Here is a 25,214-nt window from a genome sequence, read left to right on the forward strand (position 1 = left end):
ATTTAGAGCATTTTAACACAAACTAACTTAATATTTTATTGATTTATATATAAGTCTGCTTAATTGATCTTTTTCTTTTGCGCCTTCTATACTACTTAAAATTTCCTCATTAATCTTACTTATATCAATATTTAATTCTTCAATATGACTTTCTAAGGAATTTATTGCATTTAAAAGCCTTGTCTTTTTATTATCTTTAACTATTACCTTATCTGCAAAAGATTTAAGAGCAACATATGTGGAGATTAGTACTTCTTCATTCTCTACAAATTCTTCATAATTTTCCACAAGATATACTACAGCTTTAGTTAATAGATTTTTATACATTTCTATACCTTCACCGTGGTGAGTAAAGGCTACTATACTTCTAGCAGTATATATAACCTTATCTATTTTATCATCTTCTACAGATTTACCAAAGGCACCACTTGCTAATTGCTGTGTTGCTAGCACACGTAAGAACTCTGATTTATCTATACCCTCATCCATTAAATTTTCTAACTGCAATTCATCTAGACTTTGACTATAATAAAACTTTGGAGAGATTATATTTGTATCACCCTTATTGAAATCTATGTTAACTGGTAAGAATTTTCTCATAACTCCTCCCAGTACAGGTTCATAAATTTCTTCTATTAAAATAAATGATGTCTCATCACTTATAATTCCAATGTCAGTAGATAACTCTATAATCTTATTTTTCATAGCCTCATGAACTTCTCCACGTTCATAGACGATTCTATTCTCTAAAGATTCTATCCTTTTCTTATACCAAACCTTTTCAATTAAATTTGCATTAACCTCTAAGTCTAATTTAGTTAGAACTATTCTTCGTTGTATTCTTCTATCTCCAACCATACCATTAAGAGTAACAATACCTTCTAGATTCCCATCCATCTTAGCAAATATTGAAAATGGTTCTCCATCATACATATATTCTATGGTTCTAGGGTAAGTTTTCTCAACCTTCATTCCACCCCAATCAATTTCAATATCTGTTATTTGTAGTCCTCTTATTCTATTGAACTGATTTAAGATTACATCTTCTATTCTAATACTTCTATTAATAAATTCTGCTTTTCCAAAGGTAATTCTTGCTATTTTATTGATGAAATAGGTATTAACAGAGGCATCTATTCCAAAAGGAAAAATTCTGCTTCCTACGCAAGTTTTTTCTACATAATCAAGGATATCTTTCTCATCATCCACTACGTCATCAGTAAATAAAATTATAGTATTTTCTTCTCCCTTATCTTCATTTAAAAAGGCATATTTTATTCCATCAAATATATTAGCATCATTTTCACAAGTTAACTTATCTATCCACTTAGATGCTTCCTTTAAATTTTCATCATTAAATTCAACTCTTCTACTCTCTGAAAAATGCTTTAGGGTGTCACCCATAGCAACTATGTTAAAGGTATCACCTTTATATAAATTTCTAAGACATAAGTGTAAAGCAGTTTTAGCCTCCTTTAACTTATCTCCTTCCATAGATTCTGATATGTCTATAAGGAATATATAGTTACCACTTTTCTCTTCTACATCCTCTTCAATTTCAGGTAGAAACCTCAAATAAACAATTCCATTGTCTTCGCTATAATTCTCATATATAATTCCACTTGTTTCGCTGGAATTTTCTTCTAAATAAATTGTCATAGCACTATCCAGGATTTGCTCTTCACCATGAAGGGTTATTTTGTATAAATTGCTCTCATCATCCTCTTCTTCTTCTACCTGAATTTTATGGGTATTACAAGAAAATTTAGCACTTTCAAAGGTCTCTACTAATAGATTTAAAGATAATTTATAGTCTTCTTGTTGACTTTGTTCTTCATTATATGGATTTTCCGGAAGTACAATCTTAGGAATAATTAACTTAAGCTTAGAATGTTCATATACTAGCTCTTCAATATAAGAAATCTTTATAACTACAGTTTCACCTTTTAAGATTGTTCCAATTGACATTTTAAAATAGTTGTTATTTAGTTCTTCTAATATAAGTTTACTTCCTGAATCTTCTCCAATATTTTCATAAATTTTCTCTATTTCTTTTTTATCTTCTACTTTACCTTTTATAACACTGCCACCTATATTAGCTTCAAAACCTGATATAACAGCAGTATCTGGTATAGGGAAGGTATAAATTCCTTTTACATCATCTTCACCAATATTTTCATAAACATGGCTAATTGTAAATTCAACAAACTCTCCACAAATATTACCGTCTATATCTACCTTTTTTAACAATATTTCTCCCTTAGAAATATTGTTCTGTAACTTTTCATATTCCATAACCTCACTCCTTTTATGTTATCTACATTTGCTTCAGAAGGAGTTTTACCTCCCTCTGAAGGATAAATTATTATCTAGGTACTTAGCCATAGTCATATAATTTAATATAAAGGTTTCTATAAATTATATTGTACTACATAACTTCTTTTATTACTCTCAAAGCATTCCTATATAATATTTTTTCTATATGACTTTCATGATATCCTTCTTTTTGTAATGCAGTTATGAGTTTATCTATCTCTCCCATGTTACTAATTTCTAGATTTTTAGGATTTATTCCATCAAAATCACTACCAAGGGATAATACATCTATACCCCCAACATTACAGATATGATTTATATGTTTAACCATATCTGTAACAGCACTTTTACTTCCGCCTTCTATTAAGAAAGATTTTTCAAAGTTGATGCCAGTTATGCCCCCCTTTTCACTGAGAGTTCTAATCATATCATCAGTTAAATTTCTGCTGTGATTACATACAGCTCTACTGTTTGAATGTGATGCTACAAAAGGTTTCTTACTATATCTTGCCACATCATAGAACCCTCCATCGGATAGGTGTGAAACGTCAATAATCATGCCTAGCCTATTCATTTCTTCGAGGGTTTCTAATCCAAAGGTTTTTAACCCTTTATTTCGAAACTCTTCTCTGCAATTTGGATAACCTATACTATTTTCATAATTCCAGGTTAATGTCATAAGTCTAACTCCTAGGTCATAAAAATTTCTTAAATTCTTAAGAGAGCCTTCTATAGCTTCACCTTCTTCAATGGTCAAGAAAGCTGATATTTTATCCTCCTCCTTATTCACTTCAAAATCCTCATAATTTTTTGCTACAGATATTTCATGATTATTTTTTTCTAACTCTTCATAAAATTTATTAAGCATATCCATGGCTCTATTAAATGCCTTAGGATGCTCATTAAGATCAATAAACAAGGCAAAAAATTGTGCTAAGGAATTACCTTTTGTTAACTTTTCTAAATCAATAGCTAGATGATTTCTCTTTAATTCCATATCCTTATTATCTATTAAATGACAAATTGTATCACAATGCAAATCAATTATACTCATACTATATCCCCCTTAATTCTAAGACTATATCTTCTATTAAATTACGAATTTACAAGTTATTTATAACCATAAATATTAAAATTCTATCCCTATTATCTATATTATAAATTCTCCTTCTTTATTTATATATCCTTCTTTTTCATCTATTATAACCTTACATATTCCATTATAAAAGTTATCTACTTCATGAAATTTAGGTTCTATAACTATATGACCTTTTAAATCTACAAAACCCCACTTCTCGTTAATTTCAACAGAAAATAAACCTTCACTGTACTCTAAAACATTATCATACTCTATAGGTATTATTATGTTCCCACTTCTATCTATAAATCCATATTTATCTTCTATGGAAACTGCTGCATAATCTGTATTGAAATTATCTGCCCAGCTATATGTTTTTTCAATAACAAAGTCACCAGAATTATTAATATATCCCCATATATTATCTTGGGATACAGCTGCAAGTCCATTAAGAAATTCGCTAGTAAAATCAAAATTTCCTTCAATCTTTATATTAAAGGTTTCATCCACATATACATTTTTACCTTCTAATCCCACATTGGCTAAACCCTCATTAAAATTGTTAGCATATTCATATATAAATCCGCTAATACACTGACCTTCCCCATTTATATATCCATAGTTCTCACCTTTTCTAACTATAGCGAGGCCATTCTCTTCAAACTCATTAGCTTCATCAAAGGTAGGTGATATAATCATTTTGCCATGTCTATTGATATATCCCCACTTTCCTAATATTTTCACTGCTGCAAGTCCTTCAGTGAATCCTTTTCCTTCTTCATATTTTACTTTTATTACCTCATTGCCTTGTAAGTCTATATATCCATATCTATGGTTTAACTCAACTAAAGCCATGCCTTCATTAAAATAATTTATATCATCATATTTAGGAGCTATTATGTAATCTCCTTGTCTATTGATAAAACCACATAATCCATCCACCTCTATAAAGCCCATTTCATCCTCAAATTCATCGGCAAAATCAAAAATAAAAGGAACTATAGTTTTTCCATTTTCATCTATATAACCATATTTATTATCTAATTCAACGGGATACATTTTCATAATCTTTTCTCCTTTGCTTTTTAAATATATGAATATTATACCATTTATACGAATAAAAAGTCTTATGTTAACCTAATTAAAGATAACCTATTCTATATATTTAACTATTTAAAAACTATTATCTCATACCTTATATATTATTAATACAATGTCTATTTAATTATACTAATTGTTAGTAATTATAATTTATATTATAATTAAAAAGATGTAATAATAAGTGTAGGTATCTCTACACAATACAAAGGAGTGTTAAATATATGAAAAATTGTATAGTAGCTCAATCTGGTGGTCCTACATCTGTAATAAATGCCAGCGCTATGGGAGTATTTAAAGCAAATGAAGAACTACACTATTTTGACAATGTATATGCAGGAATTAACGGTATTGAGGGAATTTTAAATGAAAATATAATAAATCTTTCTCAGATTGACAGTGAAGTTATTGACAGATTAATTTATACACCATCTTCAGGACTTGGATCTTGCAGATACAAATTAAAAACCTATGAAGATAACAAAGAAGAATACATAAAACTTTTTGAGATTTTTAAAAAGTATGAAATTGATACTTTCTTTTACATTGGTGGAAATGATTCTATGGATACAGTTCATAAACTAAGTAACTATGCAAAGGAGCATAACCTTCCTGTAAAATTCTTTGGAGTTCCTAAAACTATAGATAATGACCTTCCAGTAATGGATCATACTCCTGGTTTTGGAAGTGCTGCTAAGTTTATATCAACTATAGCTCTAGAAAACAAACTAGATGCTAGTGTTTATACTGCAAAAAATGTATTTGTTATAGAGGCAATGGGACGTGATACAGGATGGCTAGCTGCTAGTTCTTGTATTGCTACATTAAATGGAGAACCAGTGGTAGATTTAATTTATCTTCCTGAAGTTGCCTTTGATGAAGCTAAGTTTTTAAAAGATGTGGCTAAAAAATTAGAAGAAAAAAATTCTGTAATTATAGTAGTTTCTGAAGGAATAAGAACTGCAGATGGTACTTTCCTTGGTGAAATGGGTGGTACTGGTCTAGATAAATTTGGTCACGCTCAATTAGGTGGTGTTTGTAGTTATATCAAAAATGTAATCACTGAAAATGGAGTTTGCAAAAAAGTAAGAGCTATAGAACTTTCAACTATGCAACGTTGCGCAATGCACTTTGCTTCTCAAACTGATATTGATGAAGCCTTTAATTGTGGATTTGCTGCATTAAAATACTCTGCAGAAGGTGAAAGCGGTTATATGATAGGTATTGAGAGAGTTTCTAATGCTCCATATAAATCAGAAACCTTTGCAGTGCACACTTCAAAAGTAGCAAACTCAATAAAATATTTCCCTAAGGAATGGATCAATGAAGAAGGTAACAATGTAACTAAAGAAGCTTATGAGTATACACTACCTCTAATCATGGGAGAACCAAAAATTCAATACGAAAACGGTCTTCCAAAATATGCTTTCATAACAAAATAGTATTAACAATTTAATTTGCCTATATTAAAAGGAGTGATTTTAAATAAAAAATCACTCCTTTTATAAATTAAATTTTCGCCTTTTTTTCAATGGTAGAAAGAGCATCTTTATCTGCGATAACAGTTAAATTAGGATGTAATTGTAATATTGAAGCAGGAACTTTTGGTGTAATTGCTCCTAAAAGAGCTTCATACAAAATGTCCGCCTTACTAATTCCATTTACTACTAAAAGAATTCCTTTTGACTGCATAATATCCTTTATTCCCATAGTAATAGCATACTTAGGCACTTCTTCAATACTATTAAAGAATCTTGAATTAGCATCAATAGTCCTTTTATTTAACTTAACCTTATGAGTGTTCTTTTCAAAGACTTCTCCCGGTTCATTAAACCCTATATGACCATTATGACCTATACCTAAAAGCTGAAGATCAATGCCTCTAAAATCTGAAATTAATTTATCATATCTACTACACTCTAAATCAATATTAGAAGCGAGTCCATTAGGTATATTAATATTATTTGACGGCATATTAATATGTTTAAAGAAATTTTCCTTCATATAAGAATGGTAACTTTGATTATGGTCTGGTGCCAAACCATAGTATTCATCTAAATTTACACTATGTACCTTTGAAAAATCCAATTCTCTATCATTATATATATCAATTAACTGCTTGTATACTCCTAACGGAGTAGAACCAGTGGCAAGTCCTAATACAGAGTTTGGGTAAAGTATAACTTGAGCAGAAATTATATTGGCAGCTTTTCTACTCATACTTTCATAATCTTCTGCTTTAATAATATTCATTTTTATTCCTCCTCTGTGCTTAAGTTCAATTACAAATTGGTTGTATGCTCTCTTTAAGTTTAATTTAGTATATAGTAGAATATATATTCTATTATAACATATATTGCATAAATAAATTTTAATATAAAGATTTAATTTCGTAACTTATGCCAATAAAAAAGAGCGGAAAATAATTGCATCACCTTCCTATGAACTACTTTCAGGAATAGCTAATAGGAAAAATGTTTAAAATCCACTCTCTTATATTTTATATATTATAGAAGTTTGTAAAATATATCTTTTTATTAAGGTTCAGATCATTAATTATGTATTATCTAGATATATTTTAAGATTAATTTACTAGGTTATATATCTATTATTCTGTATATTTATCATCCGCTCCTAATATATACTCAGGGTAAAATTGTGTTCCTTTTCCAGCTGTAACAGTAATTACATTATTAGTTAAAGCTACAGTAAAATTAGTTTTTAAAGATTGTGATGTTGGAAATTTACCATCAAAATATTTACTACCTATTTCCGTTATATCACTTTCATCAATAGGTCCTGAAGCTTTTATATCTCCCTCTATTATCTCGGTTTTAACTGCCATAGCTATGGCATTAGCATTTGAAACATCTGTTTTTTCTTTAGCTTCACTAACCTTAGATACCATTGTTGGTGCTACTGCTAAGGCTAATACACCTATTATCCCTAAAACTACTAGTAACTCAATTAAGGTAAATCCCTTTTTCTTAGATCTATTAATTTTCTTATTCACACTATTCCTCCTTTCTTTTTTCATTTAAGAATTTATGTAACAATTTATGTACATAAACTATGTTATCCATTAAATACATTTTTATACAATATTTTATATTTTTATAATTATAAATATATTTTCTTCATAAATAAAAACACCTAGGCTTTATTTCAATCCTAGATGTTTACAATATTTATATACTAATTATCTGTTAATTTTTCATTACATTTTTCTCTTATAAGAAAAGCTTCATCATAATGATCGTCAATAACTATAGCTTCTTCTGCACACTTTAATGATTCTTTAAACTTTCCATCTTTAAAGTATATTTTAGCTTTAAGCAAGTAGTATCTTTCATCATCAGACATCTCAATAGCATTATTAATAAAGGTTAAGGCTTTATCATATTGAAAATCAACTATAGCATAAAAATAATAGGCTATTATATAGTAAATTTTATCTTGCCTTGTATATAAATTAAATATACCCATTAAGAAACTAAGAATTTCCTTTCTTGAAAGAAAAGTTTTTCTTACGGTACCTCTATTCATATCTTTATAGGACATCTTAAATAAATAATCCACTGCTTCTGTGTACTTATATCTTCTAATATAAATACACACCTTATTTAAATTCATATATAAATCATTAGGTGCTAGGGTAAGTGCTTGTTCGATATATCCCATGGACTTCTCATATTCCCCAATCTCAAAATGAGTTCTTGCTAAAAGGTTAAAGTATTTACCATTGTCACTTTTTAAACTAATAGCCTTATTAAGATTATATATAACCTCTGAATAAGAAAAACAGTCTAAATTATGAACTCCAACTAAATCCTTTAAGGAGGTTTTAGAACTATTTAAAAGTCTCAACACTAATACAATTGCCCTTCCTTTTCTATAATACCCATGGGGACCATCACTTTTCACCTCAATGAGCCTATCATATATATTTATGGCTTTATTATAATTTTGTATCACTTTGTATACTGATTGGTTTTTTACAATAACTTCATATTCCTCACCTAATTCCAAAGATAACACTTCTATATAATCATACCAAAAATCATTATCTAGTTCTAAATTAATAGCCCTCTTACAGTTGTGTATTATTCTGTCACATCTATCATTTAAAGTTAAATATTCATCTTCCTTTATCCTATGAATTTCATCTCTAAGGAGATCTGACATACTTTTTTTATACTCATCATAATTTCCCTTATATATATCTTCAGCTTCATACATTTTTTTAATTATACACTCATAGCTTTGAACTTTTATATTATAAGGTGATTTCTTATCTCTAGTTATGCCATCTAATACCTCTAATGCCTCATCATATCTTTTTAGTTTCATAAAAATAAAACCTTTATGATACAAGTAATCATAGTAATCTCTATTTTTAATGCCTATAACTTCATTTAAAACCGTTAAAATTATATCTACATCCTTAGTAAGTGAAGTTCTTTCCATAACAGCATCAATAAAGTCCCTCACCTTATTATCTATATAGGTTTTATTAATGTACTCCCTATCCTCATACTCTGAATTGCTTTCTATTTGATATAGAATTTTATATATATTAATCATCCCTAAAAAGTAATCATTATCAATTAAAATATATTTTCCTTCTTCAACTAACTCTAGATATTTTACACTTACATATTCAGAACTACTATGATAGTGATCATTTTCTTCCTCCTTAAGAATAACTTGAAGAAGTTTCATATAGTTTTCATAAAGATTATAATAATCTCTTATATTTATAAATTTCTTTATGTTATCTAAATATTGATTTTTTAAAATTCCCCCTAGTCTAGCTAAATTTTCACCAAATATCTCTACATCTCCATAACTACTATAACTAGAGAGAGCATAATTAAGTCCTTCATAATAGGTTTCGAAAGCTTCTTCAAACCTATCTAATCTTTCTAAAGTTTTTCCTTTATGATTATAAATAAACTCATCTACTGTTATTCCAAAGGATAAATTTATATAATAAAGTGCTTTTTCATAATCTTCCTCCTCGTAATATGCAAAGGATAAAAGGTCATAAACTTCATCAGTTTTATTAAAGGTCATAGCCTTTTCTAAGGTATGAAAAGCATCCTTCATTCTATCCAGCTTAAGGAGCATCTTTCCCTTTAATATGTAATAATCATATCCTTTATCATGATCTATCACACTATCTAATTTTAACAGTATCTTTTCAGCTTCTACCTTGGTTATATTATTATAATTATCATATTTTTCTTCTATGTTAAATTTGTTGTAATCCATATTCCCTCCTAAACATAAGATAAGCTCTACGCATCCATATTCAATTTTACCATATATGGATATAAATCTAAATTAATAAATGATTAACTTTCATATATTGTCATATTATTTATATTTCATATGGACTATAATTACTATATATTTCTTTAAAATATGGTAATATATAATTAAAAACAAAATTTAGGAGGCAATTGAAAATGCAGAATATTAATAGTGAAAATTACAAAACTGCTATATTTGCTGGTGGCTGCTTTTGGTGCATGGTATCCCCTTTTGATGTATTAGATGGAATTATAAGTGTTACTTCTGGGTATACTGGAGGTGAACTTAAAATCCCTACCTATAAAGATGTAAAATCTCAAGGTACAGGTCATTATGAAGCTATTAAAATTATATATGATTCTACTATCATCTCCTATGAAAAGCTCTTAGATGCCTTTTGGAGACAGATAGATCCAACGGATGATGAAGGTCAATTTCAAGATAGAGGTTCTTCCTATATTGCTGCTATCTTCTACATGGATGAGAATCAAAGAATAATTGCTGAAAAATCTAAAAAAGTTCTAAATGATTCAGGTAGATTCCCTGAAGAAATAGTTACTAGGATTCTTCCGGCATCAACCTTCTATGAAGCAGAAGAATATCATCAAGAATTTTATAAAACCCATCCTACAGAATATAAAAAGGATAGAAGTATATCTGGAAGAGATGAGTTTATAGCAAAATATTGGGGTGATGATTATTATAAAATATATGAAGACTAAAATATTTTAAGATTGGATGTGCTGTTATGAAAAAACAACATAGTGAATTATTTAAAATCCTTATCAATGCCTACTATAATGATAAATTAGAGAATGTTATTGAAGAATTATTAAAGGATAATATAGTTGATAAAGAAGCCTTAGCGGGAGAAATTTCTTCTCTCTGTGGAGTGAATTTGTCCTTTAGTAATAATTACATAGAAGATTTAAAAAAAGCCATAAATAATTATGAATCAGATCATAAAATTGTTAATAAAATTAAACTATGTAAAATGGAGTGTAAAGTAGATTGTGATGGAAAGACAAAATGTCAAGAAAGCTGCCCCTTTGATGCTATTTTATATGATGAAAAAACTAAGTGTACTTATATAGATAATGATAAATGTACTGATTGTGGGTTCTGTGTGGAAGGATGTCCAACTGGAAGCATTCTAGATACTGTTGAATTTATGCCTCTTGCTAAACTTTTAAAGGAAAATACTCCTGTAGTAGCTGCTGTAGCCCCTGCTATAATGGGTCAATTTGGAGATAGCACCATTGAACAACTTAGAACTGCCTTTAAATCTCTTGGATTTACTGATATGGTGGAAGTAGCATTCTTTGCAGATATGCTTACCCTTAAAGAAACCATTGAATTTGATGCTCATGTTAAAACTAAATCAGATTTTATGATTACATCTTGCTGCTGTCCTATGTGGGTTGGCATGATAAAAAAAGTATATAAGGATTTATTGCCACATACATCTCCTACTGTATCTCCAATGATTGCAGCTGGTAGGGTGTTAAAAAAATTAAACCCAGATGTAAAGGTAGTATTTATAGGACCATGTGTAGCAAAAAAGGCAGAAGTTAAATCTCCTGACTTGATTGGTGACATTGATTTTGTTCTTACTTTTGCAGAATTACAAGAGATTTTTGAAGCCTTTAATGTAGTTCCAGAAACCCTTGAAGGCACTACCTCCATGGAATATGCATCACGAGGTGGAAGGCTTTATGCACGTACCGGTGGAGTTTCAATTGCCATTGAAGATTGCATAGAAAGAATGTTCCCTGAAAAATATAAACTTGTAACTCCTATTCAAGGTAACGGAATAAAAGAATGTAAGGAAATATTACAAGATCTTCAAAAAGGTATTATAAAAGGAAACTTCATTGAAGGAATGGGATGTGTAGGTGGATGCGTTGGTGGGCCAAAAGCTATTGTCCCTAAAGATAATTCTAAAATTGCCGTAGATACCTTTGCAGATAACTCTAAATATAAAGTTGCCTACGATAGCCCAGTAATGAATGGAATCTTAGATGCCATTGGCATATTCACCATAGAAGATTACAAAGATGAAAATAAAACTGAAATATTTCATAGAGACTTTTAAAAACACTATCTCTATGAAACTTCCTACTAGATTAATTTATCTCTCACAAAAATTGAGCATGCACTTTAATATAAGTGGATGCTCAATTTTTTTATTTATATAATTCCTTCATTTTTTCAAAGGCTTCATTACTTAGAATGTGTTCTATGCGGCAGGCATCTCCATCAGCTACTTCTTTAGATACTTTTAAAGTGTCCATGAGATATTTAGTGATGAGAGTATGTCTTTCATATATTTCACTGGCTTTTTTCATGCCTTTTTCTGTGAGAGTTATCTCCCCTCCTTGTTCCATGGTTATAAACTCAGCTTTTTTCAGTATGCCCATGGCTCTGCTAATGCTAGCCTTTGTATAACCTAATTCATTTGCTATATCTATAGAACGTACAGAGCCCTTTTTTCTCTGAAGCAATAAAATAGTTTCTAAATAATTTTCTCCGGATTCATGTATTTTCATAATAATCTCCTGTATAGTTTCTTTTAACCTATTTTATCATAGGTTAAATTTTCATTCAACTTTCCAAAATTATTCTTTACTTATTTAAAATAACCCAATATATGAAAATTATTCTCATTTTCAGTTGACATCATAAATCATTTATAGTAAACTCAAAATATAGGTTAGTTAAAGCTAACTTATGTTTTTCAATATTAGTTAGCTTGTGCATACTTAAAGGAGGGATTTATATGCCACTTACTATGGCCAAATCTGGAGAAAAAGTTTTTATAAAGAAAATTAATGGTAAAGAAGAAACGGTGAGATTTTTAAAAAGCCTAGGATTTATTGTAGGTGAAAGTATAACTCTTATTTCAGAGTTAGGTGGAAATATAATTATTAATGTTAAAGATAGCCGTATTGCTATAGATAAATCTATGGCAAATAGGATTATTATATAGGAATTATTTTAGGAGGTAATTATGAATACATTAAAGGATGTAAAGCCAGGACAGACTGTTACAGTACTTAAAATTCAAGGAGAAGGTGCTGTGAAACGTAGGATTATGGACATGGGAGTTACTAAAGGCTCTTCTATTCATCTTAGGAAGATAGCTCCCTTAGGAGATCCTATTGAGATAACTATTCGAGGATATGAACTTTCTATTAGAAAATCTGATGCTGAAAAAATATTAGTTGAATAGTTTTTGATTCTAAAATTTTCATAGAGTTAAATCTCTGTATATTTTTCATTAGTAAGTTAGCATTGGCTAACATTTAGGGGGGATTAAAATGGGTATAAAAATAGCTCTTGCTGGAAACCCAAACTGTGGTAAGACCACAATTTTCAATGAACTTACAGGGAGTTCCCAATATGTAGGAAACTGGCCTGGAGTAACTGTAGAAAAGAAAGAAGGAAAATTAAAAGGACACAAGGATGTAACTATCGTTGATTTACCAGGGATTTATTCATTATCACCTTATACCTTAGAAGAAGTTGTAACTCGTAATTTCTTGATTGATGAAAGACCAGATGTGATTATTAATATAGTTGATGGATCAAATATTGAAAGAAATCTTTATTTAACAACTCAACTCGTAGAACTTGGAATTCCTGTAGTTATAGCCTTAAATATGATGGACGTAGTAAATAAAAATGGAGACATAATAAACACTTCAAAGCTTTCTAAGTCACTTGGATGTGAAGTATTAGAAACCTCTGCCCTTAAGGGAAAAGGTCTAAAGGAATTATCTGATAAGGCTGTAGAAATTGGTAAAAGTACTCCAAATGTTACCTTATTAAATACCTTTAGTAAGGATACAGAAGAAGTTATAAGTAACATAGAAAAACTATTAAGAGGAAATTCTTTAATAAAAAATCCACGTTGGTTTTATATTAAACTCTTTGAAAGAGATGAAAAAGTTCTAGAATATTTAAAACTAGATAACAATACAAAAGATAAATTAGATAATTTAATTAATAACTATGAGGAATCTCTTGATGACGATGCGGAAAGTATTATTACCACTGAACGTTATGACTACATAGGTAAAATAATTACCTCCTGTGTTAAGAAGAAAAATAATTCTAATTTATCTACTTCAGATAAAATAGACAAAGTTGTTACTAACAGATGGCTTGCCCTTCCGATTTTTGCACTAGTAATGCTAGGTATATATTATATTGCCGTTACTACCATTGGAACCATAGCCACTGATTGGGTAAATGACACCCTTTTTGCCGAGCTCATTCAAGGAAATGTTTCTAACTGGTTAATGAATATGCAGGTAGCTGACTGGTTACATGGACTAATTGTAGATGGTATTATCGGTGGTGTTGGTGCAGTTCTCGGATTTGTACCACAAATAATGGTATTATTCTTCTTAATATCTTTACTAGAAGACTGTGGATATATGGCTCGTGTAGCTTTTATCATGGACAGGATCTTCCGTAGGTTTGGACTTTCCGGTAAATCTTTTATACCTATGTTAATAGGTTCTGGTTGTAGTGTTCCTGCTGTTATGGCAAGTAGAACCATTGAAAATGATAGAGATAGAAAAATGACTATAATGCTTACTCCATTTATTCCATGTAGTGCTAAACTACCAGTATTTGCACTACTAGCTGGTGCCTTCTTCCCTAGTCAACCTTGGGCAGCACCATCAATGTACTTCTTAGGTATAGCCATGGTTATACTTTCAGGAATAATCCTTAAGAAAACTAAGCTATTCAAAGGTGATCCAGCTCCTTTTGTTATGGAACTGCCACAATACAGAATACCTAGCTTAAAAGGACTTCTTATCCACATGTGGGACAGAGGAAAAGCCTTTATCATAAAAGCTGGTACCATTATCTTTGTAGCTTCAGGTCTTATCTGGTTTTTACAATCCTTTAGCTGGTCTTTACAAATGGTAGACGCACAAGATAGTATATTAGCTTCCATTGGAAATGTAATAGCTCCGATATTTGCACCTCTAGGCTTTGGTAACTGGCAATCTGCCGTTGCTACTGTAACAGGATTCTTAGCTAAAGAAAATGTAGTTGCTACCTTTGGTGTCCTATTCGGACTTGGTGCTGAACTAACAGAAAGTGACCCTAACCTAGTTTCAACTATGGGACAACTATTTAATGTAGTTAGTGCTTACTCTTTCATGGCATTCACCCTACTAGCTGCTCCATGCTTTGCGGCTATAGGCGCTATTAAACGTGAAATGGGTTCTTGGAAATGGACATTTATCGCTATAGGATATCAAACAGGTTTAGCCTATGTGGTTTCCTTAATAATATATCAAGTTGGACGCTTAATCTTTTTATAAAGGAGGTGTTACTATGGCAACATTTTTAATAGGTGCTGTAGTTATAGGTGCTATGATATTAGTATCAGTAAAACAATTAAAAAAACACTCTAAAGGTGACGGTTGTGGCTGTGGTTGCTCAGGCTGCTCCCAGGCTAGCAAGTGTCATAGATAAAATAAAGGGGCTTTCGCAAAATAGATAACTCTATTTTGTGATTGTCCTATCAAAAAAACTGAAATCAAGATTTGATTTCAGTTTTTTTATTGAAAATATTTCTGAAAATATAATCTTTTATTTAAATTATGGTTTAAACTAATCTTATTGTTGTATCTTCCTTCAACTCTTCTTTTAATCGCTTTCTTAAGTTTTCTAATAATAATTCTATGTCCTCATGATTTTTTATAGCCTTTTCATCCTTAACCAATTCCATCACACTAAGTACTTTAGCAATGTTTTCTCTTCCAGTTTCTAAAGTAATTTCATTTAACCACCTTAACTTTAGTTTCTCTCCAAGTTTATACATTGATAATATAACTGGAAAACTCTTTGAACATAGAGTTTTCTTAGTAAGGTTTTCAAAGTCTTCATTAATTTTAGCTTCAAATTCATTATAGAAATCATAGCCCTTCAAGTTTTCTATAATTTCATCCTTACAAGCTTTAATAAATTCTATTGCTGGAGTTATATCTTTATTTAATAGATCTAACACCCTATTATTATACTTTTCTATAAGTGTTGGTAGCTGAGGAATCCTGTTATATGGCTCTTTCATCCTTAAAATACCATATAGTTCTTCTACTAGTCCTTCTATTTCAGAATCATATATAAATTCCTTATTTTCTTCAAAGGAATTAAGGATGTCTGTAGCCGCATCAAAGATTATTCTCTGCTCTCCTCTTACATTTAAGTCAACTGTATTGTTTTCTTTTCTATAAAAAAATCCCTTTATATTATCAACATAATCTATATAGTCTAGGAATTCTTCTTCTAAATCATAGACATACTTAAAAAATTCTTGGATGTCATCTATATTAAGTAGACCTTCAAATAACTTTTCACCTAGAAATACTATTTCTTTTCCAGGATAATCTTTATTTATTGAATAATTAAAATTCATATCCTTAATTTTCTTAAGTTCTTCTTTGCCTAATTCTTTGAAATACTTCATTAGAAGTTCTTCATCATTAGGTATAGAGGCTCCTCCAAAGAGTTCTTTAATTAACTCCCTAGCTGCATCTATATATTTACTAGGTACCTTTTCTCTACTAATAACTATAACCTTTTCTTCATACTCTCCCTTAACTAGGTAATCTACTATATCATTGCTATTAGAAGACACTACCTCATTAGCATATATAATACTTATATATTGCTTTTTAAATAGCTTCAGGAGTATCCCTTGAATATCTAGGTCCTTCCAACCATAGGGTGGACTTGTAAATCTAGCTAATATGCTTTTCACCGTTAATTTAATACTTCTCATGGTACTAGTTAATATATAATTATTTACTTCCTCCAAGGCTAATTTATTTGCCTCATTATCTTCTATACTTCTTTGACGAGTATCAGCTTCCACTATATTATATAGTTCCCTACTATTATATATAAACTCTGTAATGTAGTTTATTTTGTTAAACCTTGAATCTACAAGGGTTCTTAATCCCTCATTGATTCTACTCACTAAACCTTTTACCTTAATGTTTAAAAGAGAGCCACTTACATATATATCTGACCACCTTAAAGCTTCCTCTATTAAGAATTTAGCCCTTTTTAACCTGAGTTCTCTTTCCTTAGTTTTTTTTATCTTAATATCCTCCATGTGAATAGTTGATATTAGGGTACCTTTAAGCCTTATATAACCCTCTATTTTAAGTATATTTTCAATTTCCTCTATATAATTATCCTGGTTTGATATATCAATTATCACATTATTTTCTCTATCAGATAATTCCTTAAGATAATTTTTACTAACCCCTTCTACTAAATTATAATTAGCAGTTATAATCCTAATTCCTACAGGATTTTTTTTAGACCCTCTTACCTTTTCATCTATTAACTTATTAAAACTAAAAGAATAAATTTTAGAATAGGCAAACTTAGAATTTTCATATATATGTTCAAAAACTATCTCACCTATCCTTTGAGCAATCTCTCCACTATCAATTGTCATATTTTTTATCTCTTTATTTACCTCTTGTTCCTGAATTGTTAAAAATACAAATTCATCACCATTTTTTTCAACCAGAGTTTCTCTGATAAGTTTACTTAATGACTCTTGCACCTGCTCCTTAACTTCTTTCTTTGAGGCTTCTATATTATCTATTAAAAGAGTAGATAAGTTCTCAATATTACCCTTTATTCCCCTAGCATATTTTATAAGGAATAGTAATTTAAGGACTTTAACATCATAGCTATTTAGCTTTTCATTATTTTCAGCATAACCAATAACTGTTCTAATAGAAGGGTCTAAAAAAGTCTCTATAGTATTATAAAAAGCTGAGAATGGAATTAAGGTTCCTATGTTTTTGTCCATATACTCAACTGCCACTTGCTTATACGCTCCCAGTAAACTTCTCTCGCCTTTAGACAAGCTTCTTCCAGCTACTCCATGGCTTCTTATGCCATTAAAAACATGTTGTAATAAGTTAAACTGATAAGGTACAAAGGGATAAACCTGTGCAAAATTATCCATGTCCTTATATAATTTCATGTCCACAGTATCTGTGGTGAAGGTTAAAAGATTTCTAATAAAAGATTCTCTCTCCTCATATAGACTTTGTAGCATCTCCATTGCCTGAGTTTTTTTTCTCAAAATACGTTTTTTAATTACTTCATCCACATTAGCAGAAGATAATGACAATCTTGTATTAAACCTTCCTTGAATCTTAGAAAAGTCATTGCCTTTACCTAAAGTAAACACATCTAAATCCTCTTGAGATGTAACAATAACCCAGCATCTACCTTCACATTTGCTACCTAAATCCTCCACCACTGTCTGAAGATTTAGCATAAGCTGAGTATCTTCTCCTAAATATTGGCCAATTTCATCTATTAAAAATACCACATGATGATTATTTCCCTTTAAATCACAATACTCCCTAACCCTAGAAGAAAACTTATCTATAGTTAAGGAATAATTTTCTTCACATTTACTATACCAGTTTCTTGCAGCATCTTCACTCATCTTAGTAGCCTTTGATAAAGCCTCTATTAAGGCATCCTCTTCATAATAAAAATCTTCCCTACCCTGAGTCCAAGGTTTTCCTGATATATGATGAAACACTTCTTTAAAATCTTCATATACCCCATCTTCAGTCATCTGTCTTTCCATATCAGCAATCCAAGGCATAGATCCACAAAAACCCTGCATTTCATTGAAAACCCTATTAAGTACATTAACAATAGCATCCCTATGGGATTCTGAAGCCCGGTCAGACTTAGAATCTATATTAAAAAGGATAGTATCTGTAGATTGGTTATTTATAAGCTCCATATTCCTTAGGGTAGAATCCTGTAGTTCCTTACTATAAAAATAGTCTAAAGTACTTTTATTTCCTATGGTTTCATTAGATAAAACATAGGATAAAATCTTTAAAAAATGAGATTTACCGCTACCGAAAAATCCTGAAATCCATACTCCAATCCTATCAGTACTATCTAATATGTCTCTGCTGTATGCCTCAAAAAACTCATTAAAATTACTACGTAGCTCATCCGTAATCACGTATTCTTCAAGTTCCTGCTTTATATTCTCCTGGTCACATTGACCTACCTTAATTACACCTTTTATATCTCTATTAATTTCTTTCTCAAATAAATCCTTTAACTTTATGTTCATTTTGTTCCCCCTGGTTACTATTAACTTATTCCTAGACCTAGGTTATAAACAGGCTTTTCACTTAAGCCTTATGTAAACTTGCTTTAATATTATACCATATTACAACTAGCTGTAGACATTAATATAAATCATATACGAATTCTATGGTTAATAATGTAATCTTAAACATTATTTACATACTATATTGCATATGATTTAATATAAGTAAGAGAATATTTCCATATGCTTATGGAAATAGAAAGGGGTACAGCTATAGTTAATAAGAAATAATAAGGGGTGCATAAAATGATAGAAAAGGGATTAAATAATTTTTTTTGGGGATTCTTGTTTATATCTTTAAACTTTAGAATTTGTGGTTTTGATATACTCCCCGATGTAATTGGATTTATACTATTTGCTATGGCATTTAGTCAGCTTAAAGAGCATAGCGAGCATTTTTCAAAGGCTTCAACATTAAATATCTTTACCCTAATACTTTCTATTTTTTCAATATATGAAGTTAAAAACAATAACGGTGGTATCACCTTTGGAATTTTAGGACCATTTGGTATTCTAGTAGGATTAGCTTCCTTAATATTAACCTTATATGTAATATACAATTTATTCATGGGTATGAAAGAAATGCTTAACAATCATGATGAACATATGTTAGCTGAAGAAGCTGATGATAGGTGGAATCAATATAAAGCATTAACTATTGCAAGTATATTAGCTTTTATAGTAATATTTATACCTGTAATAAATATCTTATATGTGTTAGGGTTATTTATTTTTGGTATAGTTTTCTTAGTAAAAACCATGCAATATTTTAGTAGTTGTAAAGATAGCTTTATTACCTCATAAAATTTCTTAATAAAAAAGTATTTGTTAACACCTTGATATCTGTAAACAACTTATATATTTAGTCTTAAAATCATTCACTATTCTTTATAAAGTGTTGAGCATGTAATTTAGTATTATTGCTAGTACATGCTCAATATTTATTAAAATCCTATGATTTTCTTCGCACATTCTTAATTACAAATCCACTTTTAGGTAATGTAGGCATTCTTACTAAACTATAAGTTAAATCTTGATCAGGAGTTTCAAACTCAATTTTGTTAACAAGAAAATCAAGGTATGCTTTCATTATTTCCATAGTGATATTCTCCCCAGGGCAGCGATGTCCCTTAAAGGGATTACCTCCACCTTGAGGTATGAAATTAAATAAGTTATCCTCCCATTCCTTAAAACGCTCTGGGCAAAACTCATAGGGTTTATCCCAAATTCTAGAATCGTGATTCGTGCCATATACATCAAGTAATACAAGCATTCCTTCTTTAAATTCATAATTACTCCAATTGAAATCCTTTTTTACTATCCCACCAAGAAAAGGTGTAAATGGATAGTAGCGGCGCACTTCTTGTATGAACATTTCAAGATAATCACTACCACCTTTTAATAGCTTTTCTTTATATTCTGGATGTTTATATAGAGCTAAAGCTGTAAATGTAATAAAAGTTGAAATAGCAACAATGGGTCTTAGTACGTTTATAAGTTCTATTGCTGCCATTTCGTCACTAAGTTCTTTACCATGAAGATCTTTATGAAAAGCCATTGAATAAAGTGCTGAATCTTCTTCTACCTTTAGCTTGTAAGATCGTACATCTTTTATTATACCAACTATCCACTCTTCAGATTTGTTTCTTGCAATTCTGCCTTTCCAGTGACGTGGTCCAACTGCTCCAAATGCATCAACCATTGCACTAAAATCCTCAGCTCTCTCTTTAACATCAGATTCTATTAGCGGAACTCCAGCCCACTTGCATGCAACTCTACATAAAATCTCTTTAGATTCTTGAAAAAGTATGACTTCATCATTGACTTTCCACTTATCAATACTAGCTTCCAAATCCTCTGATACAAGTTTTGCTAATTGTTCCCCATGAAATGGTGTCATTAAGGCCATGAAAAGTTTCTTTCTATGAAGATGTTCTTCTCCATCCATTGTTTGAATGGCATTCATACCAAATAATGTTTTTTGGATTCGTTTGGGTAATGCATTATTTTTTTTAAATCGTTCTTGGTCATAAAATATTTTTGCTCCTTCTCCCCCACTAATGCAAATAACTTTTTTCCCTAATAGTCGAGTCTCAAAAATATTAGTCTTAAACTGATCCATTCTATTTTTTATAAACATATATCCTTCCCGAGATAAATTAAAAAAACTCTCTATATCTTTATCTTTTTTATCAACTTCATCTATTATCATCTACTATCTACCCCTTTCTATCCACCTATATTTCCCACACTATCTAAAAATATTCGTGAAACTCAAATTCAATAGATTTTTATTTAAAAATTATAAAGCCAATGCTTAATTTAAAATCATAAGCACTGGCTTTTTACTATAACTATTAGTGTACATTAAAGATAAATATAAAGATATACACCTATGTAGTTTGGGTGGGTATCTTTATATATTCCTATTCATTTATTTCTTCTGAAATATGAGTTTTCTTTCTATATTCTTTTGTAGCTAAAAATGGCAAATAAATAATACTAAAAATCACAAAGGACAAAAGAACATCTTGCCACCTAATAACAGTATTTGAACCATCTGCACCAAAGAGTAGAAAACCAAGATTATTGTTTAAATAATGTATCATGGACACAGCCCAAATATTTTCCGTCTTAAGATATACATAGCCAAAGAAAACAGAGTAACATATACAAACTATAAGCTGAGTAACTATGCTATAAAAAGAGGTCTCTGGACTATAATAAAATAAATTTATTGGGAGATGCCAAAGTCCCCAAATTACTCCAAGTAAAAGTACACCCCATCTTTTACCAAACTTGTCCTGAAGTACTGGTTGTAAGAAATACCTCCATCCGTATTCCTCTCCAAAGAAAAGAAAATAAGTAAATAAAAAATTTAATGGTAAAAGCAGAAGTAATTTAAAAATAGTCGGATACTTAAGGTATGTAAAAAAATCATCAAGGGATCCACTTATAGCACAGGATATTAAATTTGCTAATAAGTAAAGTACAACAAAAATAAGAATATAGAATAATGATTTCTTACCATTCTTTTTTATGCTAAGTCCAAACTCTTCCCTGGTTTTGCTATCTTCAATACCTAGCATAATAAGTCCCAGAAAACTTCCTGCTGTGACTAATATTCCAGCTACAATCTCTGGCTCACCATATCCAGTAAAGGTCTGTATAGAAAGTATAATTACTGATACCATTGAGAAAATCAAAAATACTCCAAAAAACTTTTTAGGTGCCCTTGTTCTTATTTCCTTGTTACATAAGAATGCAAACATAACTCCCATGGATGGGTAATACATTTGTACGAGGGGAAATGCACCTACAGCCCCTTTAGAATATGCAAAAGCCATTAAAAATCCCATTAATGCTGTCATTCCAAAACATACTATAAAGAATATAATAACAGTACCTTTGCCACTGTGTTGCTTATCCAAATTGTCCATAAATACTCTCCTTATATTTATTACTGTTATACTAAGACAAGTTATATGAATATTTATGTAATTTCATTATATAACTAAGTTTTTACCTCATATAACTAAGTTGCTACCTTAAAATATAATAAATAAAAAACATAAATATTCAACAATTTCATTATATCAAAATTACTAAATATATACAAATCATGGTATTTACGTTAAATTAAAGTAAAACATCAAAGGATTAATTTACCATAAAAAAATATATTGTACATTAAACTAAAATATGATATTATAATCTCACACCAAGGAAATGACTAATAAATAAAAAGTTAAATTTCTGGAATATGCGTTAAGCTCTTATTTTGAACCTACATTTAATTTTAGGGAGTTCAATATTTAAATGAGGAAATGTACCTTCTTGTGAGTCCTTTTCACGGCATTGAGGGCGATTGAGACATCTGTGAGGACACCCACCTATCGTGAGATAGGCTTCAAAATTAGAGTACCGGTATTTTGGATTTTATATTAAAATTTAAGCCAAGCTTATAGTCTTAAGCATTGGCTTTTTGTTTTATCCGATGAATATCAGCTCTAATACTTCCATCTTCTTCAAAATGGTAGTAAAGAGAAGTTACGTCCCTAGATAACGATTTCTACAACTTTCCACTAATCTAATTACAGTTACCCATAGGTATTAATTTAAACTTACCCACAATTCCATAGCTTCATCACGCTTACTACTTAACTCTTCTTTTTTGCAGTATAACTTATTAAGATTTTCATAATCCAACTTTTCATCAGTCATGGCAACATCAATATCCTTTATTTCATTTTCAAGGACTTCAATGATTCTTTCAACCTTAGCCTTTTCCACTTCCTTCTGTTTATCCTCATCAACCTTTTTAGGTTTCTTAACTTTTTCCTGTTTTATCACTGGCTCTTTGATCTCCTGTAGCTTAAGCTGTTCTTTTACATTTTTATAATAATCATAATTTCCAGGATAGCTTTTAAAACCATTATCTTCAATGGCAATTACTCTTTCACTTATTTTATTAATAAAATATCTATCGTGGGATATGAAAAATATAGTTCCTTTAAAATCTTCTAGAGCTTCTTCGAAGTTTTCTATGGAGTCAATATCAAGATGATTAGTAGGCTCATCCAATATCAATAAATTCACGTCTTCATATAATAGCTTACCTAGTTTTAGTCTTATTCTCTCTCCCCCAGATAAATGCTTTATTTTTTTAAATACACTATTCCCATAAAACATGAATTTTGATAGATATTCACGTGCTTGACCTTCAAGTATTGAAATATCTTCTCTAAAGCACTCTAGTACAGTAAACTCCTCATTTTTAAAGGTGATTTTCTGTGGTAAATATGCAGCCATTACATTAGCACCTAATTCCACTACACCAGAATCTGGCTTTTCTTCATCTAAAAGCATTTTCAAGAAAGTAGTTTTACCACTACCGTTTGGGCCAATTAATGCTGCTCTTTCACCGAAATGAATCAATAAATCTACATCTCTTAAAATAACCTTATCATCAAAAGATTTAGAAAGCCCTTTAGCCTTAATTGTCTCATTACCAGATCGTTCACCATCTTTAAAGTTAAGCTTCATATTCTTTCTTTCAAACTTTGGTTTTTCAGTTCTTACATATTGACCCCTGGTTCGATAAAGTTTATCACTTTCAGTATCACTACTTTTCATTTTATCAAGCTTTTTTTGTAGACTAGCAGCTCGTTTAAAGAATTTATTATTATCTACCCTAGCTGCCCAATCCCTTAACTCCTTTATAGCGTTCTGTAGATTCTTAATCTCCTTTTGCTGCTCCTTATATTGGTGAAATTGTTCAAGGATATTCTCTTCTTTTTGCTTTGAAAAATCAGAATAATTTCCTTTATAAGTCTTACTTTCCATATCCTCTATTTCTATAATCTTTGTTACCACATTATCTAAAAAGTATCTATCATGAGATACAATAATTACAATACCATTGTAGCTTTTAAGATAAGCTTCAAGCCATTCAGTTGACTCCATATCCAGATGATTTGTAGGCTCATCTAGTAGTAATATATCTGGGTTATCTATGAGCAGTTTGCCAAGGACAACCGTAGTTTTTTCGCCACCACTTAATAAATTAAATTCTTTATTTAAAAAGCTTTCATCTAATTTTAACCCAGTACAAATCCTACTTAATTTTTCTTCTGTATTGTATCCATCTTTAACTTCATATAATTCAACTAATTGGCTATACTGCTTCAGAGCTTTTTCTAAATTATTATCTTCTAAAAACTTCATTCTATCTTCTAATTCACGCATTTTATTCTCTATGCTATAAACTTCTTCAAAAGCTAATTTTAGAACATCAATAACCTTTATGCCATCTTCATACTTAGGAATTTGCTCAAGGTATGCACAAGTAGCTTCTCTAGGCTTACAAATGAAACCTTCATCATATCCTGGACTTGTAGCTCCCGGATACCCAATACAATAATTCATTGGTAACACTCCTGCTATTAACTTAAGAACAGTACTCTTTCCACTTCCATTAACCCCTACTATACCAACTTTTTCTCCTGAAAAAATCTGAAAGGATATATTTTTAAGAACAAGAGTTGCATCCATATATTTTTTTACACCATCTAATGTTAATTCGAACATAAAAATTCCTTCTTCCATCAATAATTCTAATTATGCATTTCATGGATAGGCACAAAAACACCTTAATTATTATAACTTTTTATTATTTAAAAATAAAAAACTGTAAGAAGATGG

19 protein-coding genes and 1 other RNA gene are annotated in these 25,214 nt (G+C 30.2%); 9 read left to right on the forward strand and 11 right to left on the reverse strand.

What is annotated here, in order from left to right; translation table 11 throughout:
* Positions 1 to 27 precede the first annotated feature (27 nt).
* The 3 genes from B3Z56_RS11965 to B3Z56_RS11975 form a co-directional block, all read right to left on the reverse strand.
* Complete coding sequence (locus tag B3Z56_RS11965) at positions 28 to 2,295, reverse strand: VIT and VWA domain-containing protein (RefSeq protein ID WP_346878838.1); 2,268 nt, start codon at positions 2,293 to 2,295, stop codon at positions 28 to 30.
* Positions 2,296 to 2,428: 133 nt separating this feature from the next.
* Complete coding sequence (locus tag B3Z56_RS11970; protein ID WP_346876236.1) at positions 2,429 to 3,370, reverse strand: dipeptidase; 942 nt, start codon at positions 3,368 to 3,370, stop codon at positions 2,429 to 2,431.
* Positions 3,371 to 3,466: 96 nt separating this feature from the next.
* Positions 3,467 to 4,459: a WG repeat-containing protein gene (locus B3Z56_RS11975; RefSeq protein ID WP_346848200.1), complete on the reverse strand. Its 993-nt coding sequence runs from the start codon at positions 4,457 to 4,459 to the stop codon at positions 3,467 to 3,469.
* Between the two features lie 257 nt (positions 4,460 to 4,716).
* Between B3Z56_RS11975 and B3Z56_RS11980 the strand changes: the two genes are divergently transcribed.
* Positions 4,717 to 5,934, forward strand: coding sequence for a 6-phosphofructokinase (locus B3Z56_RS11980; RefSeq protein ID WP_346876237.1), 1,218 nt, complete (start codon positions 4,717 to 4,719; stop codon positions 5,932 to 5,934).
* Between the two features lie 67 nt (positions 5,935 to 6,001).
* On the opposite strand, the gene nagB is transcribed toward B3Z56_RS11980, so the two are convergent.
* The 3 genes from nagB to B3Z56_RS11995 all read right to left on the reverse strand — a co-directional run bounded on the left by nagB (position 6,002) and on the right by B3Z56_RS11995 (position 9,766).
* Positions 6,002 to 6,745: a glucosamine-6-phosphate deaminase gene (gene nagB / locus B3Z56_RS11985; protein WP_346876238.1), complete on the reverse strand. Its 744-nt coding sequence runs from the start codon at positions 6,743 to 6,745 to the stop codon at positions 6,002 to 6,004.
* Between the two features lie 355 nt (positions 6,746 to 7,100).
* Positions 7,101 to 7,505 carry a type II secretion system protein gene (locus B3Z56_RS11990; protein WP_346876239.1) on the reverse strand — a complete coding sequence of 135 codons (405 nt, stop codon included), beginning with the start codon at positions 7,503 to 7,505 and terminating at the stop codon, positions 7,101 to 7,103.
* Positions 7,506 to 7,687: 182 nt separating this feature from the next.
* Positions 7,688 to 9,766, reverse strand: coding sequence for a hypothetical protein (locus B3Z56_RS11995; protein WP_346878839.1), 2,079 nt, complete (start codon positions 9,764 to 9,766; stop codon positions 7,688 to 7,690).
* 197 nt (positions 9,767 to 9,963) lie between these two features.
* On the opposite strand from B3Z56_RS11995, the gene msrA reads away from it, so the two are divergent.
* The gene (gene msrA / locus B3Z56_RS12000) at positions 9,964 to 10,530 is read left to right on the forward strand and encodes a peptide-methionine (S)-S-oxide reductase MsrA (protein WP_346878840.1); all 567 of its coding nucleotides are present in this window, start codon (positions 9,964 to 9,966) and stop codon (positions 10,528 to 10,530) included.
* Between the two features lie 26 nt (positions 10,531 to 10,556).
* The gene (locus B3Z56_RS12005) at positions 10,557 to 11,903 is read left to right on the forward strand and encodes a [Fe-Fe] hydrogenase large subunit C-terminal domain-containing protein (RefSeq protein ID WP_346848206.1); all 1,347 of its coding nucleotides are present in this window, start codon (positions 10,557 to 10,559) and stop codon (positions 11,901 to 11,903) included.
* A 91-nt stretch (positions 11,904 to 11,994) separates the two neighbouring features.
* Here B3Z56_RS12005 and B3Z56_RS12010 read toward each other — a convergent pair whose 3' ends face one another.
* Positions 11,995 to 12,357 (reverse strand): metal-dependent transcriptional regulator, encoded by a 363-nt coding sequence (locus B3Z56_RS12010; RefSeq protein WP_035131426.1) that lies wholly within the window; start codon positions 12,355 to 12,357, stop codon positions 11,995 to 11,997.
* Positions 12,358 to 12,587: 230 nt separating this feature from the next.
* Here B3Z56_RS12010 and B3Z56_RS12015 point away from each other — a divergent pair, with 230 nt between their 5' ends.
* The 4 genes from B3Z56_RS12015 to B3Z56_RS12030 all read left to right on the forward strand — a co-directional run bounded on the left by B3Z56_RS12015 (position 12,588) and on the right by B3Z56_RS12030 (position 15,307).
* Positions 12,588 to 12,797, forward strand: a complete 210-nt coding sequence (locus tag B3Z56_RS12015) for a FeoA family protein (protein WP_035131427.1) — start codon at positions 12,588 to 12,590, stop codon at positions 12,795 to 12,797.
* A gap of 21 nt (positions 12,798 to 12,818) precedes the next feature.
* Positions 12,819 to 13,040, forward strand: a complete 222-nt coding sequence (locus B3Z56_RS12020; RefSeq protein WP_035131429.1) for a FeoA family protein — start codon at positions 12,819 to 12,821, stop codon at positions 13,038 to 13,040.
* 88 nt (positions 13,041 to 13,128) lie between these two features.
* Positions 13,129 to 15,153, forward strand: a complete 2,025-nt coding sequence (gene feoB, locus B3Z56_RS12025; RefSeq protein WP_346878841.1) for a ferrous iron transport protein B — start codon at positions 13,129 to 13,131, stop codon at positions 15,151 to 15,153.
* A 13-nt stretch (positions 15,154 to 15,166) separates the two neighbouring features.
* Positions 15,167 to 15,307: a FeoB-associated Cys-rich membrane protein gene (locus tag B3Z56_RS12030; protein WP_150845475.1), complete on the forward strand. Its 141-nt coding sequence runs from the start codon at positions 15,167 to 15,169 to the stop codon at positions 15,305 to 15,307.
* A 133-nt stretch (positions 15,308 to 15,440) separates the two neighbouring features.
* Here B3Z56_RS12030 and brxC read toward each other — a convergent pair whose 3' ends face one another.
* Positions 15,441 to 18,971, reverse strand: coding sequence for a BREX system P-loop protein BrxC (gene brxC, locus B3Z56_RS12035; protein WP_346878842.1), 3,531 nt, complete (start codon positions 18,969 to 18,971; stop codon positions 15,441 to 15,443).
* Positions 18,972 to 19,256: 285 nt separating this feature from the next.
* Here brxC and B3Z56_RS12040 point away from each other — a divergent pair, with 285 nt between their 5' ends.
* Positions 19,257 to 19,814 (forward strand): hypothetical protein, encoded by a 558-nt coding sequence (locus tag B3Z56_RS12040; RefSeq protein WP_346878843.1) that lies wholly within the window; start codon positions 19,257 to 19,259, stop codon positions 19,812 to 19,814.
* A 148-nt stretch (positions 19,815 to 19,962) separates the two neighbouring features.
* On the opposite strand, the gene B3Z56_RS12045 is transcribed toward B3Z56_RS12040, so the two are convergent.
* Positions 19,963 to 21,222 (reverse strand): cytochrome P450, encoded by a 1,260-nt coding sequence (locus tag B3Z56_RS12045; RefSeq protein ID WP_346848210.1) that lies wholly within the window; start codon positions 21,220 to 21,222, stop codon positions 19,963 to 19,965.
* 214 nt (positions 21,223 to 21,436) lie between these two features.
* The gene (locus tag B3Z56_RS12050; RefSeq protein WP_346878844.1) at positions 21,437 to 22,450 is read right to left on the reverse strand and encodes a type II CAAX endopeptidase family protein; all 1,014 of its coding nucleotides are present in this window, start codon (positions 22,448 to 22,450) and stop codon (positions 21,437 to 21,439) included.
* A 310-nt stretch (positions 22,451 to 22,760) separates the two neighbouring features.
* On the opposite strand from B3Z56_RS12050, the gene ssrS reads away from it, so the two are divergent.
* A non-coding RNA gene (gene ssrS, locus B3Z56_RS12055) (6S RNA) lies at positions 22,761 to 22,953 on the forward strand.
* Positions 22,954 to 23,123: 170 nt separating this feature from the next.
* On the opposite strand, the gene abc-f is transcribed toward ssrS, so the two are convergent.
* Positions 23,124 to 25,100 (reverse strand): ribosomal protection-like ABC-F family protein, encoded by a 1,977-nt coding sequence (abc-f, locus tag B3Z56_RS12060; RefSeq protein WP_346878845.1) that lies wholly within the window; start codon positions 25,098 to 25,100, stop codon positions 23,124 to 23,126.
* Positions 25,101 to 25,214: the final 114 nt, after the last annotated feature.

It is taken from the genome of Clostridium sp. UBA7791, from assembly GCF_002480755.1.
GTDB classification, from domain to species: Bacteria; Bacillota; Clostridia; order Clostridiales; family Clostridiaceae; genus Clostridium_J; species Clostridium_J sulfidigenes.